This window comes from Streptomyces lincolnensis, from assembly GCF_021173675.1.
Taxonomy (GTDB): domain Bacteria; phylum Actinomycetota; class Actinomycetes; order Streptomycetales; family Streptomycetaceae; genus Streptomyces; species Streptomyces lincolnensis_B.
In genome coordinates, this window is sequence record NZ_JAIHON010000016.1 from 207,858 (window position 1) to 223,844 (window position 15,987).

Sequence of the window (15,987 nt, forward strand, 5' to 3'; positions counted from 1 at the left end):
ATGAGCTCTGCGAGCTGGCCTACCTGGACTCGAACCAAGACTAACTGAACCAGAATCAGTCGTGCTGCCAATTACACCATAGGCCACTGGAACGCAAGCCCCTGTGGGGATCTTGTTCTAGTTTGCTCCCCCGGGTTCCGGCCTTTCGGCCCGCTCTCCGGCGGCGCAGGAAGAACATTACCCGAAGGTGGACGGGGCTCCAAAACGGGTATCGGCGCCGAGGAGAGCGGGGAGTTCGGCCAGCGAGGCGATCCGGTGCGGGCCCGCGGGCGCGGCGGCGCCGGTGTACACGCCGTCGCGGTCGATCCACACCGAGAGCAGTCCGGCGTCGGCGGCTCCCCGCCCGTCGATCTCCGGGTGGTCGCCGACGTACGCCACCTGGTGCGGATCGAGTTCCAGTGCCTCGCAGGCCGCCAGGAAGGCGCGGGCCTCGGGCTTGGAGACGCCGAGCTCCGCCGCGCACAGGATGGCCTCGAAGCGGCCGTGGACGCCGAGGACGCGCAGCTTGCGGTCCTGGACGTGGATGCTGGAGTTGGACAGCACGGCGTGCCGGTGGCTGGCGGCGAGGGCGTCCAGGACCGGCAGGACGTCCGGGAAGAGGGCCCAGGCCCTCTCGTAGTGCCCGATGTACCGCTCGAACCAGGCGTCGGCCTCTGTGTCGTTCAGCTCCTCGCCCAGGAACACCCGGACGCGGTCCCGACGCTGGCCCTGGAAGGAGACCTCCCCGGCCGAGAACCGGGCCCACTGGGCGTCGGTGACCTCCCGCCAGCGCGCGATGGCCCGCTCCACACTCTCGTACGCGTCGATCAGGCCCTCGGCCGCGAGGTGCTCCCGCATACCGGCGCGGTCGGCGGCGGTGTAGTCGAAGAGGGTGTCGTCCACGTCCCAGACCACGGCTCTGATCACCATGACACCGACGGTACGCCGGATCGGCTGGGGGTTCGGGGGCTATCCCCCGATGAATGCAGCGTCGAAGAGGGTGTCGTCCACCACGTCCCGGACAACGGCTTTGACCACCCTGCCAGGCTGGCACACTGAGGACATGAGCGAGTACCGCGTCCAGTTCACCGTCGAGGCCCGTACGACGTTCGACGGCCTGCCCGCAGAGCGCCGAGCGCAGTTGGACAGGGCCGTGCGGATACTGGCCCGTGACCCGTTTCGGAAGACGTCGACCGCGCCACTGGGACCCGACGACAATCTGCGCAAGGCCTATGTGGCCCCTGGCGTGATGCTGGAATACGTGGTGGCCGGCGCGATCATGGTCGTCGTCGTGGTCTGGATCTTCGATGAAAGCCAGTACCTGATCGACGAAGCCGACGCACAGTGACCGGCACGCGAAGGGGCGGTACCCGGGCTGCCGGGCACCGCCCCTTCTCGTGTGCGTGACCTACGCCGCGAGCTTCGCCAGTGCCGCGTCGATGCGGGTCAGCGTGGTGTCCTTGCCCAGGATCTCCAGGGACTCGAAGAGGGGCAGGCCGACGGTGCGGCCGGTGACGGCGACGCGGACCGGGGCCTGGGCCTTGCCGAGCTTGAGGCCGTGGGCCTCGCCGGCGGCCAGGACGGCCTCCTTGAGGGACTCCGGCGAGGTCCAGTCCGCGGACTCCAGCTTCTCGCGGGCCGTACGCAGGAGCGCGTCCGAGCCCTCCTTCATCGCCTTCGTCCAGGACGGCTCGTCGAAGACCGGCTCCGGCAGGAACAGGAAGTCGACGTTGTCGGTGATCTCCGACAGGACCTTCAGGCGGGTCTGGGCGTGCGGGGCGATCGCCTGCCACTTGGCCTCGTCGAAGTCCTCCGGCGCCCAGGGCGCGAAGGGGGCCTTGAGCCAGGGGGCGCAGCGCTCGGTGAAGTCCTTCACGTCCAGCAGGCGGATGTGGTCGCCGTTGATCGCCTCGCACTTCTTCAGGTCGAAGCGGGCCGGGTTGGGGTTGACGTCCGCGATGTCGAAGGCCGCGGTCATCTCGTCCATCGTGAAGATGTCCTGGTCGGCCGAGAGCGACCAGCCCAGCAGCGAGAGGTAGTTGAGCAGGCCCTCGGGCAGGAAGCCGCGCTCGCGGTAGAGGTTCAGCGAGGACTGCGGGTCGCGCTTGGACAGCTTCTTGTTGCCCTCGCCCATGACGTACGGCAGGTGACCGAAGGCCGGGACCTCCTTCGCCACGCCCAGCTCGATCAGCGCCTTGTACAGGGCGATCTGGCGGGGGGTGGAGGAGAGCAGGTCCTCGCCGCGCAGGACGTGGGTGATCTCCATCAGCGCGTCGTCGACCGGGTTCACCAGCGTGTAGAGGGGCGCGCCGTTGGCCCGGACGATCCCGTAGTCCGGGACGTTCTCCGGGGTGAAGGTCAGCTCGCCGCGGACCAGGTCCGTGAAGGTGATCGTCTCGTCGGGCATGCGGAAGCGGACGATCGGCTCGCGGCCCTGGGCCCGGTACTCCTCGACCTGGGCGGCAGTCAGCTCGCGGCAGTGACCGTCGTAGCCGGAGGGCCGGCCGGCGGCGCGGGCGGCCTCGCGGCGGGTGTCCAGCTCCTCCTGGGAGCAGTAGCAGCGGTAGGCGTGACCGGCGTCCAGGAGCTTGCCCGCGATGTCCTTGTAGAGGTCCATCCGCTGCGACTGGCGGTACGGCGCGTGCGGGCCGCCGACCTCGGGGCCCTCGTCCCAGTCGAAGCCCAGCCAGCGCATCGAGTCGAGCAGCTGCGTGTACGACTCCTCGGAGTCGCGGGCCGCGTCGGTGTCCTCGATGCGGAAGACCAGGGTGCCCTGGTGGTGCCGCGCGAACGCCCAGTTGAACAGGGCGGTGCGGACCAGGCCCACATGGGGGTTACCGGTGGGCGAGGGGCAGAAACGTACGCGAACGGGGGAGCCGGGTGCGCTAGCCACGCTTGACAACCTTGTTGGTGAGAGTGCCGATGCCTTCGATGGTGACGGCGACCTCGTCGCCGACGGTGAGCGGCCCGACGCCTGCCGGGGTGCCCGTGAGGATCACGTCGCCGGGGAGCAGCGTCATGGCCTCGGAGATGTTGACGATCAGATCCTCGATGCCGTGGATCATCTCGCTGGTGCGGCCGAGCTGGCGTTGTTCGCCGTTGACCGTGAGCTGGACGGTCAGGTCGGACGCCGTCTCCAGGTCGAGGTCCGTCTCCACCCAGGGGCCCAGCGGGCAGGAGGTGTCGAAGCCCTTGGCCCGGGCCCACTGCTTCTCGCGCTTCTGCACGTCACGGGCGGTGACGTCGTTCGCGCAGGTGTAGCCGAAGATCACGTCCTTGACGCGCTCGCGCGGGACCTCACGGCACATGCGCCCGATGACGACGGCGAGCTCGGCCTCGTGGTGCAGTTCCTCGGAGAAGGAGGGGTACTGGATCTCGTCGCCGGGGCCGATCACCGAGGTGGAGGGCTTGAAGAAGGCGAACGGGGCGTCGGGGACCTCGTTGCCCAGTTCCCTGGCGTGCTCGGCGTAGTTGCGGCCGAAGGCCACGACCTTGTTGGGCAGCACCGGCGGCAGCAGACGCACCTTGTTGACCGGGACCTTCGTACCGGAGAGCTCGAAGTCCGCGAACGGGATGCCCTTGATGATGTCGAGGACGAGCTCGTCCGGCCTGTCGCCCTCGACCGCGCCGAAGGCGACGTTCCCGTCGATGGAGAATCTGGCGATGCGCACGGGATCCTGGCGCCCCTCACTGAGTCACTGAGCTGCTGGAGTCTGACGCTCCAGGCTAACGCGGCACAGGGCGGGCGCCTCGCGGATGCCGCGGGACGCCCTCGACCCGGCCGGTGACGCCGGTGATCCACCCGTGATCTACGATCTACTCCTGGGCCGCGCCCACCTGGACCGCGCCCGCCGAGGCGGGCATCTCCATAAGGATCGTGCGCCGCGGATTGGCGGTCTGGGCCGGCAGGTCGACGGAGTGCTCCGGCTGCTCCACGGTCTGCAGTTCGTCGGCGTCCTTCAGGTGCGCCAGCGTGGTGCGTCGCGGGTTGGCGATCTTGTGGAACATCGTCGTCGTCTTCACGGTTGTACTCGACCTCGATGGTTGTGAGTTGGCAGATTCTGCCTTCTTGTAAAGCGTCAGGCTAAACACGCCATTCCCCGCCGAAGCCGCGAAGACCCTGTGACTGCTGTGTGAGTTTGCTCACTGACCTATGGGCATAACGGACAATTGCGAACCTCAACCCACCCCAACGAAACGGACATTGACTCCCTGAAGCCCTCATTCCGCTCCTGATCATGGCGACTGGGACACCCGGTACCCCCAGGAGACTCGCGGGCATAAGTCCGTTATGCGGGAGATCAGTTGCCACACGTGGTGACTTCGCACTCACGTTCTGTCACGCCGGTCACGCCCTGACCCACGGGCCTTGTTGGAGATCCGGCACTGTGCTGGAATTCCACGGACCGCCGCGGGATCGAGCCGGCGCGCAGGGGGCGCAGAGAAGCGCCGAGCGGCGGTGAGAAGGGGGAGCCAGCGCCGGTCACTCACGACCACCAGGGTGCGTAATTCAGGACGCCCCCTACGACGCCGACACCGTGTCCTTCCGTTCATCCGGAAGGGCGCCTGGTCCAGAGGTTGCGACGCTAGTGCAGGGACGTTTCAAGAGGGATGGCAGTGCTTCGGCGGAGCCGGAGCCGCGTGGCGGGACCGGTCCGATGGCCGGCGGCTCCTCGCCCCAGCACGCCCAGAACCCGGGCACGGCCCCGTCCGGCGACGGCGGTGAGCGCTCCGGGCGCCCCGGTGCGTCGTCAGCGTCGTCGAGCCCGTCCGCTCCGACCACACCGGCGGTGAAGCCGCCGAAGGGCCCGTCCGGCCCCGGCCCCCGAATAGCGCTGCGCAACTGGCGCATCTCCACGCGTCTGGTCGCTCTGCTCACGCTCCCGGTGGTGGCGGCCACCTCGCTGGGCGCGCTGCGTATCAACGACTCGATGGACGACATCCAGCAGCTCGACAACATGAAGCTGCTGACGGAGATGACCAAGCAGGCCACCGAGCTGGCCGCCGCGCTCCAGGAGGAGCGCGACCAGTCGGCCGGTCCGCTCTCGCACAAGACGGGGACCTCGACCGACTACACGGTCAAGGGCTACCGGGACAAGACGGACCGGGCGGTCGACACCTTCAAGGCCGCCGCCGAGGACATCGACACCCCCTCCGAGGACAGCAACCTCCAGGGCGTCCGCGAGAACCTCGTCGGTCTCGTCCGCGACTTGGCGGGTCTGTCGAAGATCCGCTCCTCGGCCTACACGACCGACGGCAACACCTCCCAGACGGTCGAGGGCTACCACCGCCTCATCAGCAACCTGCTGGAACTCTCGCAGGACATGGCGGAGGCCACGAGCAACCCCGAGATGATCCAGCGCACGCGCGCCCTGGCGGCCTTCTCGTCCGCCAAGGAGTACGCGTCCGTGCAGCGCGCGATCCTCGCGGCGGCCCTCCCCGTCAGCAACAACACCGCGGGCGACCTCACCGAGAGCGACCGCCTCTACGCCGAGGGCGCGCTCCAGAGCGAGGAGTCCGACCTCGCCAGCTTCCGCAGCATCTACGGCACGGACGCCGCCCCCGAGCTCCTCAAGCCCGTCCAGGAGGGCAACCCGACCATCCAGGCCACCGACCTCTACGCGGCCCGTGCCCTGGGCCGTACGGACGGTCTGGCCGGTCTGGACAAGCGGTCGTACAAGGACTGGGTGGACGACAGCTCGATCAAGATCGAGCAGATGGGCAACATCGAGCACACGCTCCTGGAGCAGATGGAGCAGAAGGCCCGCGAGCTGCGCAACGAGTCGGAGCGCGACGCGATCATCTCGGGTGCGCTGATCCTGATCGTTCTCGGTATCTCGCTGGTCGGCGCGTTCGTCGTGGCCCGCTCCATGATCCGCTCGCTGCGCCGCCTCCAGGAGTCCGCCAACAAGGTCGCCCAGGACCGGCTGCCCGAGCTGGTCAAGCAGCTGTCCGAGTCCGACCCGCAGGACGTCGACACCTCCGTCGAGTCGGTCGGTGTGCACTCCCGGGACGAGATCGGCCAGGTCGCCGCGGCCTTCGACGACGTGCACCGCGAGGCGGTCCGCCTCGCCGCCGAGCAGGCCCTGCTGCGGGGCAACGTCAACGCGATGTTCACCAACCTCTCGCGCCGCTCCCAGGGCCTCATCCAGCGCCAGCTCTCGCTGATCTCCGAACTGGAGTCCCGCGAGGCCGACCCGGACCAGCTGTCCTCGCTGTTCAAGCTCGACCACCTCGCGACGCGTATGCGCCGTAACGGTGAGAACCTCCTCGTCCTCGCGGGTGAGGAGCCCGGCCGCCGGTGGACCCGCCCGGTCCCGCTGGTCGACGTGCTCCGCGCCGCCGCGTCCGAGGTGGAGCAGTACGAGCGCATCGAGCTGGCCTCCGTGCCGACCACCGAGGTCGCCGGCCGCGTGGTCAACGACCTCGTCCACCTGCTCGCCGAGCTCCTTGAGAACGCCACCTCGTTCTCCTCCCCGCAGACCAAGGTCAAGGTCACCGGTCACGCGCTGCCCGACGGCCGGGTGCTGATCGAGATCCACGACACCGGCATCGGCCTCTCCCCCGAGGACCTCGCCGCGATCAACGAGCGGCTCGCCTCGCCGCCCACCGTGGACGTCTCCGTCTCCCGCCGCATGGGTCTGTTCGTGGTCGGCCGGCTGTCGCAGCGCCACGGCATCCGCATCCAGCTGCGGCCCTCCGACTCCGGCGGTACGACCGCGCTGGTCATGCTCCCCGTCGACGTCGCCCAGGGCGGCAAGAAGCCCGCTCCGGGCAAGCCCGGCCAGGGCGGTCCCTCCGGGGGCGGTGCCGCGGCGGCTGCCGCCGCCGGTGTCGCCGCCGCCCGTCGTGGCGGTGGCCAGCCGGGTGGCGGTCCCCTCGGTGCCGGTGCTCCCGGCGGCGGCGCTCTCGGCGCCGGTGCGCCCACGGGTGGCCGGCTCAACGCCGGTCAGGGTCCGCGGGCCGCACTGCCGGGCCGCGACAACGGCGGTCGTCCGGGTGGACCGGGCGGGGCGCGCGGGCCGCAGGGTCCGGGTGCGCCGCAGGGCCGGCCGGCTCCGGCCGGTGCGGGCTCCGGTTTCGGCGGTCAGGCTCCGGGTGCTCCGCAGGGCCTCCAGGCCGCGGGCACGGGCGGGCCGCAGGACGCCTTCGGTGGTGGCCAGGACTCGTTCGGCAGTGGCCGCGACGCCTTCGGCGGCGGTCAGGACGCCTTCGGCGGTTCCCGGAATCCCGCGCCCCCGTCGCAGTCGCCCTCCGGCACCGGCGGTGAGCAGCAGCAGTCCCGGCGTCGCCGGCCGCAGCTGCCGGGTCGCGGCGGTCCGCGGGCCGAGCTGCCCGGTGGCAACCCGCAGCAGCCCCGCACGCCCAGCTGGAGCGACGAGAACGCGCAGCCTCCGGTGCCGCGGGCCTCGCTGGACACCCCGCGCGGCCACGACGAGCAGGACTCGGCGCACACCTCGCGGATGCCGCGGATCGACGACCGGCAGGGTCCGGGCGCGACCACGGAGATGCCGGCGATCCCGCGCCCCGACGGCCGCCAGGGCCCCGGGCCGGCCGACGACTTCACCCGCTCCGACTTCGACCTCCCGCAGAACACCGGACAGTTCCCCCGTCCGGGCACCGGCGGACCGAACGGCCGTGGCGACCAGAACGCCCAGAGCGGCGACGGCGGCTCGTTCGTCCGCTCGGACGTCTTCGGCGCCCCCGGCCAGAACACCCCGTCCACCACGGGCCAGTTCGCCTCTCCGCAGGCGTACGACAACGGTTCCACCGGCCAGTTCGCCATGCCGGGCACCGACAACGGGGCTACCGGCCCGTTCAGCCGGCCCGGTTACGACGACGGCTCCACCGGGCAGCACGCCCTGCCCGGCCGGAACCAGGGTGAGACCTCCTCCATCACGGGCCAGTTCGACCGCCCGCAGGTCAACGGCAACCAGGGCGCCGACTTCGGTGCCCCGCGTCCGCCGATGCCGCCGCGTCCGCAGCAGCGTCCCGCCCGCCAGGAGCCCGAGGCGCTGCCGCCCGCGGGCCCCGGCGACGGACGGACGCCGCTGTACGACACGCTGGAGACCAACTGGTTCCACGGCGGCCCCCAGGAGCAGCAGAGCGGCAACGGCTCGGCTCCGGCGGCCCCGCAGCAGTCCCCGGCTCCGGCCGCTCCTCAACGTCCCGCAACCGGCTCCTGGCGCAGCTCGCCGAACGACGATCTCGTTCGGCAGGCGGAGCGCGTACGGCAGCCGGCCGCGGGCGGTGTCACCACCTCCGGTCTGCCGCGCCGGGTACCCCGGGCGAACCTCGTCCCGGGCACGGCGCAGCAGCAACAGCACCAAGCCGGTCCGCAGGTCTCGCGTGCGCCTGACGACGTACGCGGCCGGCTGACCAATCTCCGTCGGGGCATCGCGCAGGGTCGACAGGCGGGTACCGGCCCCGGTACCGGCCAGACCGGTAGCTTCCCGAGCCCCACTCACCAGCAGGAGCGTTAGTTGAGTCCGATGAGCCAGGCGGCACAGAACCTGAACTGGTTGATCACCAACTTCGTGGACAACACCCCCGGGGTGTCCCACACCGTCGTCGTGTCCGCCGACGGCCTGCTGCTGGCAATGTCCGAGGGTTTTCCGCGTGACCGGGCCGATCAGCTGGCGGCGGTCGCGTCGGGACTGACCTCACTGACGGCCGGCGCCTCCCGGATCTTCGAGGGCGGCGACGTGGCACAGACGGTCGTCGAGATGGAACGGGGATTTCTCTTCCTCATGTCCATCTCGGACGGTTCGTCGCTGGCCGTCCTCGCCCACCCCGACTGCGACATCGGTCTCGTCGGTTACGAGATGGCACTCCTGGTCGACCGTGCGGGCGCGGTACTCACGCCCGACCTGCGCGCCGAACTCCAGGGAAGTCTGCTCCACTGACCCGCACGAATCCAACCCCCCTCACCACATCACCGTCCGGCCGCCACAGTCCCCCCACCGGCCTCGTCAGACGGCTTGACTGACCGACTTGCTGTCCCGCCCGGAGGATTCATGACCCCGCCCACCGCCTCTCATGATCCGTACGCGGAGCCGTACGAGGATGAGGGCGACCAGCCGCTGGTACGTCCGTACGCGATGACCGGCGGCCGGACCCGGCCGCGCTACCAGCTCGCCATCGAGGCCCTGATCAGCACCACGGCCGACCCGGCGGCGCTCATGGGGCTGCTCCCTGAGCACCAGCGCATCTGCCACCTCTGCCGTGAGGTGAAGTCCGTCGCCGAGGTCTCGGCGCTGCTGGCCATGCCGTTGGGTGTGGCCCGGATTCTTGTCGCGGACCTCGCGGAGGCCGGCCTCGTCGCCATTCACCAGCCCGGCGGCGACGAGTCCACTGGCGCTCCGGACGTGACACTGCTCGAAAGGGTGCTCAGTGGACTTCGCAAGCTCTGACGGAGGCCGGGCGACCACTTCCGCCAAGATCGTGGTCGCGGGCGGCTTCGGCGTGGGCAAGACCACGTTCGTCGGCGCCGTCTCCGAGATCAACCCGCTGCGCACCGAGGCCGTCATGACGTCCGCGAGCGCGGGCATCGACGACCTCACCCACACCGGGGACAAGACGACCACCACGGTCGCCATGGACTTCGGCCGCATCACCCTGGACCAGGACCTGATCCTGTACCTCTTCGGTACGCCGGGTCAGGACCGCTTCTGGTTCATGTGGGACGACCTGGTGCGCGGCGCGATCGGCGCGGTGGTCCTGGTCGACACCCGCCGTCTGGCCGACTGCTTCCCGGCGGTCGACTACTTCGAGAACAGCGGTCTGCCGTTCGTCGTCGCCCTCAACGGCTTCGACGGACACCAGCCCTACCAGCCGGAAGAGGTGCGCGAGGCCCTGCAGATCGGCCCCGACACCCCGATCATCACCACCGACGCCCGACACCGCTCGGATGCCAAGGGCGCACTGATCACGCTGGTGGAGCACGCTTTGATGGCCCGCCTGCGGTAACTCCCCAGGCACATCACGAGTGGGTACCCAAGTCGGCAGCGCCATACGGCAGTTGTCGTAGATGCGGCGGAGCCGACTGTGTCCTTTGACACGGTCGGCCCCGGTGTTCATAACGTTTCGGCAGAGGAATCGGGTGGTACGGCCACGCGTCGCGGTCAACCGATGCCGCTGCGCGCACAAAGGCCCCGTCTTTTGACGGGGCTCGCTCTTTATGACCGTTTTATCTGGGGCTTACATCACTTCGAATCCACGCCCTCCACTGTTTGGAGGAGCGTAGGCGGACGTGCTGGAATGCCTGAACTGCCCAATAGTCAAAGACGTACTCACGGTCGAGGCGTACTGGGCTCTGAGACACTGCGGCACAACGTTGGTGCCGACCGCCGGAAGGTTGTTGGTCGAGTGAGGCGAAGCAAGAACGGTCCCGAGCCGTCGGCCCGGGGCAACTTCACCCCGCCGCCGCGCGGAGCGGCGCCCGCCCCTGTGCCCGGATCGGAACCAACGGCGGTGCCCGCTCCGAGCGGCGGCCGCCTCTCCCCCCGTAACTGGCGGGTACCGACCCGGCTGAACGCGATCCTGCTCATACCCGTGGGCGTCGGCCTCGTCATGGGCGGCTTCCAGGTGAAGAGCTCGATCGACACCTGGCAGGAGGCCGAGGACGCGGAGAACACCGCGCGCGTGGTGCGGGCCGCGCTCGCCTACGGCAACGAACTCCTCGTCGAGCGGGACGTCACCGCCGCTCCCCTGCTCCAGGGCAAGGGCGAGAAGGACCCGACGGTCGTCCAGGCCCGCGCGAACACCGACCGGGCGGCCGACGCCTTCGACGAGGCCGTCAAGAGCATGCCGGACCGGCCCAACCTGGTACGGCGCCTGGACCGCTTCCGCGAGGTCGAGCCCAAGCTGACGGACCTGCGCAAGGCCGCCTACACCGAGCGGCTCAACGGCGTGGAGACCGAAGAGGGCTACGTCGAGACCGAGCACCGCCTGCTGGAGTTCGCCAACGAGCTCGGCCTGGGCACCGGCAACATCACCAGCTACGGCCGTACGGTCTACGCCATCTCGCTGGCCAAGGGCGCGGTCTCGCTGGACCGCTCCATCGGCATGCACATGCTGATCAAGCCCGGCCCCGACGCCGCGGACCTGGCCAAGCAGCGCGTCGCCCTGACCTCGTACGCCTACCTGGAGGGCATCGCCGTCCAGGAGTACCAGAGCGGTGGCACCGAGGAGGACAACGCCAAGCTGACCACGGCCGCGACGCAGATCCGGGCCGAGGGTGAGCGGATGGCCAAGGAGGCCAAGGCCAAGGACCCGGAGTACGTGCCGCCGCCGGCGGGCGACACCACGATGGTCACCAGGCTCGGCGCGCTGACCTCCACCGACACCAGCGAGCGGGCCGCCCTCGCCCAGGACGGCATCACCGCGGAGAACTGGTGGGCGGTCAACACCCTCAAGTTCAACGCGTACAACAAGATCGAGACGGAACTCGCGAACACCGCGGTGAACGAGGCCTCCGACATCGCCGACAGCGCCAAGCGGGACGCGCTGATCACCGGTGCGGCCGTCGTCGTCGCCCTGCTCGCCGCGTTCATCCTGGCCGGCATGGTGGCCCGCCAGATGTCCCGCGCGATGCGCCAGCTGCGCAACGCCGCCTTCGGCATCGCCGAGCAGCGGCTGCCGATGCTGGTCGACCAGCTCTCGCGCACCGACCCGGGCCGGGTGGACACCCGTGTCCAGCCGATCCCGATCAACACCCGGGACGAGATCGGCGAGGTCGCCCGCGCGTTCGACCAGGTCCACCGCGAGGCGGTCCGGCTCGCCTCCGAGCAGGCCCTGCTGCGGGGCAACATCAACGCGATCTTCACCAACCTCTCGCGCCGCAACCAGTCGCTGATCGAGGGCCAGCTGACCCTCATCACCGACCTGGAGAACAACGAGGCCGACCCGGACCAGCTGGAGAACCTCTTCAAGCTGGACCACCTGGCCACCCGTATGCGCCGCAACGGCGAGAACCTCCTGGTCCTCGCCGGCGAGGAGCCCGGCCGCCGCTGGGACCAGCCGGTCCCGCTGGTCGACGTGCTGCGCGCCGCCTCCTCCGAGGTGGAGCAGTACGAGCGCATCGAGCTGTCCGGCGTCCCGGAGGCCGAGATCCACGGCCGCGCGGTCACCGACCTCGTGCACCTGCTCGCCGAGCTGCTGGAGAACGCCACCACGTTCTCCTCGCCGCAGACCAAGGTCCGCGTCACCGCGACCCGGCTGCCCGACGGCCGCATCATGATCGAGATCCACGACAAGGGCATCGGCCTGACCGCCGAGGACTTCGCGGACATCAACCACAAGCTCGCGAACCCGCCCACCGTGGACGCCGCGATCTCGCAGCGCATGGGCCTCTTCGTGGTCGGCCGCCTCTCCGACCGGCACGGCATCCGCGTCCAGCTGCGCCCCTCCGGCGAGCAGGCCGGCACGACCTCCCTGGTCATGCTGCCCGACGCGATCACCCACGGCGGTGGCGGCGGCGAGCAGCAGCCGCTGCAGGACGAGTTCACCGTCTCGCAGATCATCCCGGAGCAGCGCTACCAGGGCGAGGACTTCAGCAACGGCCTGCCGATGCGTACGGCCGCGGAGCTCGGCTTCGACGACAGCCGCTACACCGAGGTCCCGGACGACATACGCGAGCTGGACCCGGTGGGCCGCTCCCTGATGCGCGAGGAGCGCCGGGCGGCCCTGGAGGCCCAGACGCACGGCCAGGAGTCCGCGGAGGGCGCCGCCTACGCCGAGGGCTTCGACGCCCGGTCCGGCTACGGCACCGGCCAGGGCGACTTCCAGGAGCAGCAGCACCCCGACACCGCCGCGTTCGACCGGCAGCCCGGCTATGAGGAGCCGCAGCAGCCGTCGTACGAGGAACCGCAGCAGCCGTCGTACGAAGAGCAGCAGCAGCCGGCGTACGACGAGCAGTACTACGCGCCGAACGGCGGTCTGCCGCAGAACGACCTGTTCTCCCCGAACGGCGGCCAGAACGGCTCCGTGCCGCAGAACGGCGGGTACCCCTCGAACGGCGGCTACCCGGAGCCCTCCTATACGGAGCCGGTTCAGGAGGAGCCCGCGTCGGCCCGGGCCGCCGCACCGGAGAGGTTCTCGGCGTTCGAAGAGCCGTCCTACCAGGATGACTGGCCGCAGTCGGACGGTTACCGCAACGGATACCCGGACCAGTACGCTCCGGAAGCGGAATCTGCGCAGGCCGCTGACGTGAGTGAGCAGGACCGCGTAGGCTTCGACCGTCCGGGACCGGCCCCCTCCACCGCGGGTCACCAGCTGACCGACGCCGGGCTTCCCCGCCGCGGATCCACCGCGGGCGGCGCGAACGGCTCGAACGGCACGCGGCCTGCGAACCAGGAGCCGCCGGCCTCCACGCCGGAGAGCAACGGCACCGACTCCTGGCGCTCGGCCAACGACGAGCGCTGGCAGCAGGCCTCGCAGCTCCGGAAGCCCAAGGCGGGCGGGGTCACCTCCTCCGGCCTGCCGCGGCGGGTGCCCAAGGCCAACCTGGTCGAGGGAGCCGCCGAATCGACCCCACAGGGTGGCCCACAGGTCTCCCGCGCCCCCGAGGACATCCGGGGCAGGCTGAGCAACCTGCGCCGCGGTGTCCAGCGAGGACGCACCGCAGGCAGTGAAACGAACGGTCAGGGCTTCGGTTCTGACAGCACCTACAACCAGGAGCGTTAGTGTGAGCCCGATGAGCCAGGCGGCGCAGAACCTGAACTGGTTGATCACCAACTTCGTGGACAACACCCCGGGGGTGTCCCACACCGTGGTGGTCTCCGCCGACGGACTCCTTCTGGCGATGTCCGAAGGCTTTCCGCGCGACCGTGCCGACCAGCTCGCGGCCGTCGCGTCAGGTCTGACGTCCCTGACGGCAGGCGCCTCCCGCATCTTCGAGGGCGGCAGCGTGAACCAGACGGTTGTGGAGATGGAGCGGGGATTCCTCTTCATCATGTCCATCTCCGACGGATCGTCGCTCGCGGTTCTCGCACATCCGGAGGCGGACATCGGCCTCATCGGTTACGAGATGGCGCTTCTGGTGGACCGTGCCGGTACGGTCCTGACGCCCGATCTGCGTGCGGAGCTCCAGGGGAGCCTGCTCAACTGACAGACAGACGGTGCGTTTTGGCGTCCCGGAGTCGTAAGGTTTCGGGACGCGGCTCCACAGTGATGGGTGCCCGGCACAGTCGGAGGAGGAGAGAAAGTGGCAACACCCCCAGGCGGTTCGTCAGCGGGCGACTGGTCGTACGGCCCTGCCCAGGGCGGCCAGGGTGACGGTTCGCAGAACCCGAACCGGTACAACTTCCCCTCCGCACCGAGCCAGCGGCGTCAGCAGCCGTACGCGCCCCAGGGCCCCCAGGGTCCCGGGCCGTCGCCGTACGACCAGCCGCCGGCCCCGCGCATCCAGCCCGTGCAGCCACACCGACGCACCCCTGAGCCTTCACCCGCGGGAGGCGCCAGCAACCCGCTGGTGCGCCCGTACGCCATGACGGGCGGACGGACCCGCCCGCGCTACCAGCTCGCCATCGAGGCGCTGGTGCACACCACCGCGCAGCCGCACCAGATGCAGGGCCAGCTGCCCGAGCATCAGCGGATCTGCCATCTCTGCCGGGAAATCAAGTCGGTCGCCGAGATCTCGGCGCTCCTCACGATCCCTCTCGGCGTGGCCAGGATCCTCGTCGCCGACTTGGCGGAGGCGGGCCTGGTCGCCATTCATCAGCCCGGCGGCGACGAGAACGCCGGCGGCCAGCCAGACGTGACACTGCTCGAAAGGGTGCTCAGTGGACTTCGCAAGCTCTAGCGGAGGGCCTTCCCGCTCCACCACGTCCGCGAAGATCGTGGTGGCTGGCGGCTTCGGCGTGGGCAAGACCACGTTCGTCGGCGCCGTCTCGGAGATCAACCCGCTGCGCACCGAGGCCGTCATGACGTCAGCTTCGGCGGGCATCGACGACCTCACCCACACCGGAGACAAGACCACGACCACCGTGGCCATGGACTTCGGCCGTATCACCCTCGACCAGGACCTGATCCTGTACCTCTTCGGTACGCCCGGCCAGGACCGCTTCTGGTTCATGTGGGACGACCTGGTGCGCGGCGCGATCGGCGCGATCGTCCTCGTCGACACGAGGCGTCTCGCCGACTGCTTCCCGGCGGTCGACTACTTCGAGAACTCGGGTCTTCCGTTCGTGATCGCCCTGAACGGGTTCGACGGGAACCAGCCGTACAACCCGGACGAGGTCCGCGAGGCCCTCCAGATCGGTCCCGACACCCCGATCATCACGACGGACGCGCGGCATCGGGCGGACGCGAAGTCGGCGCTCATCACGCTGGTGGAGCACGCGTTGATGGCTCGTCTGCGGTAGGTAGTAGTACGTGCGGCTACTGGGCTGCCTCGGACGGTTGTGTGCCGTCTGCGGCAGCCCTTGTGGTTGCTCGCGCAGTTCCCCGCGCCCCTCAACTGGGACCAGTGGCCCCACTCACTCAGGGGCGCGGGGAACTGCGCGACCAGCCCACGACTTCCCGCAGCCGCCCACGAGACCCAGCCCCCGACCCCTCAGGCGGACGGCCACACACACCAACGGCCCCGCCCTCCCAACGGGAGAACGGGGCCGCTAACCGCCGGAGGCGTCAGCGCCAGCTGTGCGGGGCGCGGAAGCCGCCCTCGCGCTCCAGGCGGCGCCAGCCGGCCCTGGGGCGGCCGTGGTGGGTCGGGGCGGGGTCGGCGGGCCGGGCGGCGGCGCGGGCCAGGAGGAGGGCCGTGATGGCGGCGACTTCCTCGGGCTCGGCGTGGCCCTTCTCGACGCGGATGTCAGGCGTGGTCATAGGTCACAGTCTCCGTGAGAGAGGTTTCCGCAGCGGTACCCGTGGGTTACTGCGGGGGGTTGCCGTGTTTGCGGGAGGGCAGGTCGGCGTGCTTGGTCTGGAGCATGGCGAGGGAGGAGATGAGGACCTCGCGGGTCTCGGCCGGGTCGATGACGTCGTCGACCAGGCCGCGCTCGGCCGCGT

The 15,987-nt window shown here is 70.0% G+C and carries 15 protein-coding genes and 1 tRNA gene; 9 read left to right on the forward strand and 7 right to left on the reverse strand.

Features of this window, described 5'->3' with window-relative positions; genetic code table 11:
* Nucleotides 1-14: 14 nt before the first annotated feature.
* Together K4B79_RS38980 and K4B79_RS38985 are read right to left on the reverse strand one after the other, a co-directional pair.
* Nucleotides 15-86: transfer RNA gene (locus K4B79_RS38980), tRNA-Gln, on the reverse strand.
* A gap of 91 nt (nucleotides 87-177) precedes the next feature.
* A complete protein-coding gene (locus K4B79_RS38985) occupies nucleotides 178-909 on the reverse strand; it encodes an HAD family hydrolase (RefSeq protein ID WP_232032159.1) in 732 nt (243 codons plus the stop codon).
* A 133-nt stretch (nucleotides 910-1,042) separates the two neighbouring features.
* On the opposite strand from K4B79_RS38985, the gene K4B79_RS38990 reads away from it, so the two are divergent.
* Nucleotides 1,043-1,327, forward strand: coding sequence for a type II toxin-antitoxin system RelE family toxin (locus K4B79_RS38990; protein WP_232032160.1), 285 nt, complete (start codon nucleotides 1,043-1,045; stop codon nucleotides 1,325-1,327).
* 60 nt (nucleotides 1,328-1,387) lie between these two features.
* Here the strand turns inward: K4B79_RS38990 and gltX are convergent, their stop codons facing one another.
* The 3 genes from gltX to K4B79_RS39005 all read right to left on the reverse strand — a co-directional run bounded on the left by gltX (nucleotide 1,388) and on the right by K4B79_RS39005 (nucleotide 4,002).
* Nucleotides 1,388-2,872 carry a glutamate--tRNA ligase gene (gene gltX, locus K4B79_RS38995; RefSeq protein WP_232032161.1) on the reverse strand — a complete coding sequence of 495 codons (1,485 nt, stop codon included), beginning with the start codon at nucleotides 2,870-2,872 and terminating at the stop codon, nucleotides 1,388-1,390.
* Entirely contained in the window at nucleotides 2,865-3,650 is a 786-nt protein-coding gene (locus K4B79_RS39000) for a fumarylacetoacetate hydrolase family protein (protein WP_232032162.1), read from the reverse strand. Before K4B79_RS39000 ends, gltX begins: the two co-directional genes overlap by 8 nt.
* A 145-nt stretch (nucleotides 3,651-3,795) precedes the next feature.
* Nucleotides 3,796-4,002, reverse strand: coding sequence for a hypothetical protein (locus K4B79_RS39005; protein ID WP_232032163.1), 207 nt, complete (start codon nucleotides 4,000-4,002; stop codon nucleotides 3,796-3,798).
* A gap of 566 nt (nucleotides 4,003-4,568) precedes the next feature.
* On the opposite strand from K4B79_RS39005, the gene K4B79_RS39010 reads away from it, so the two are divergent.
* The 8 genes from K4B79_RS39010 (at nucleotide 4,569) to K4B79_RS39045 (ending at nucleotide 15,344) form a co-directional block, all read left to right on the forward strand.
* Nucleotides 4,569-8,462: a sensor histidine kinase gene (locus tag K4B79_RS39010; RefSeq protein WP_232032164.1), complete on the forward strand. Its 3,894-nt coding sequence runs from the start codon at nucleotides 4,569-4,571 to the stop codon at nucleotides 8,460-8,462.
* Nucleotides 8,463-8,471: 9 nt separating this feature from the next.
* Nucleotides 8,472-8,885, forward strand: coding sequence for a roadblock/LC7 domain-containing protein (locus K4B79_RS39015; protein ID WP_123999246.1), 414 nt, complete (start codon nucleotides 8,472-8,474; stop codon nucleotides 8,883-8,885).
* Nucleotides 8,886-8,996: 111 nt separating this feature from the next.
* Nucleotides 8,997-9,392: a DUF742 domain-containing protein gene (locus tag K4B79_RS39020; RefSeq protein ID WP_030611532.1), complete on the forward strand. Its 396-nt coding sequence runs from the start codon at nucleotides 8,997-8,999 to the stop codon at nucleotides 9,390-9,392.
* Nucleotides 9,373-9,948, forward strand: a complete 576-nt coding sequence (locus tag K4B79_RS39025; protein WP_067440310.1) for a GTP-binding protein — start codon at nucleotides 9,373-9,375, stop codon at nucleotides 9,946-9,948. The genes K4B79_RS39020 and K4B79_RS39025 overlap by 20 nt, the downstream gene beginning before the upstream one ends.
* A gap of 399 nt (nucleotides 9,949-10,347) precedes the next feature.
* On the forward strand, nucleotides 10,348-13,665 hold the full coding sequence (locus K4B79_RS39030; RefSeq protein ID WP_232032165.1) for a nitrate- and nitrite sensing domain-containing protein: 3,318 nt from the start codon (nucleotides 10,348-10,350) through the stop codon (nucleotides 13,663-13,665).
* 10 nt (nucleotides 13,666-13,675) lie between these two features.
* Complete coding sequence (locus K4B79_RS39035) at nucleotides 13,676-14,089, forward strand: roadblock/LC7 domain-containing protein (RefSeq protein WP_004983065.1); 414 nt, start codon at nucleotides 13,676-13,678, stop codon at nucleotides 14,087-14,089.
* A gap of 96 nt (nucleotides 14,090-14,185) precedes the next feature.
* Nucleotides 14,186-14,782: a DUF742 domain-containing protein gene (locus tag K4B79_RS39040; protein ID WP_067440302.1), complete on the forward strand. Its 597-nt coding sequence runs from the start codon at nucleotides 14,186-14,188 to the stop codon at nucleotides 14,780-14,782.
* The gene (locus K4B79_RS39045; RefSeq protein WP_026248371.1) at nucleotides 14,763-15,344 is read left to right on the forward strand and encodes a GTP-binding protein; all 582 of its coding nucleotides are present in this window, start codon (nucleotides 14,763-14,765) and stop codon (nucleotides 15,342-15,344) included. Before K4B79_RS39040 ends, K4B79_RS39045 begins: the two co-directional genes overlap by 20 nt.
* A gap of 265 nt (nucleotides 15,345-15,609) precedes the next feature.
* On the opposite strand, the gene K4B79_RS39050 is transcribed toward K4B79_RS39045, so the two are convergent.
* Both K4B79_RS39050 and K4B79_RS48050 read right to left on the reverse strand, forming a co-directional pair.
* On the reverse strand, nucleotides 15,610-15,804 hold the full coding sequence (locus K4B79_RS39050; RefSeq protein ID WP_232032166.1) for an acyl-CoA carboxylase epsilon subunit: 195 nt from the start codon (nucleotides 15,802-15,804) through the stop codon (nucleotides 15,610-15,612).
* A gap of 46 nt (nucleotides 15,805-15,850) precedes the next feature.
* The coding region (locus K4B79_RS48050; RefSeq protein ID WP_269463368.1) for a carboxyl transferase domain-containing protein at nucleotides 15,851-15,987 on the reverse strand (137 nt) is incomplete at its 5' end.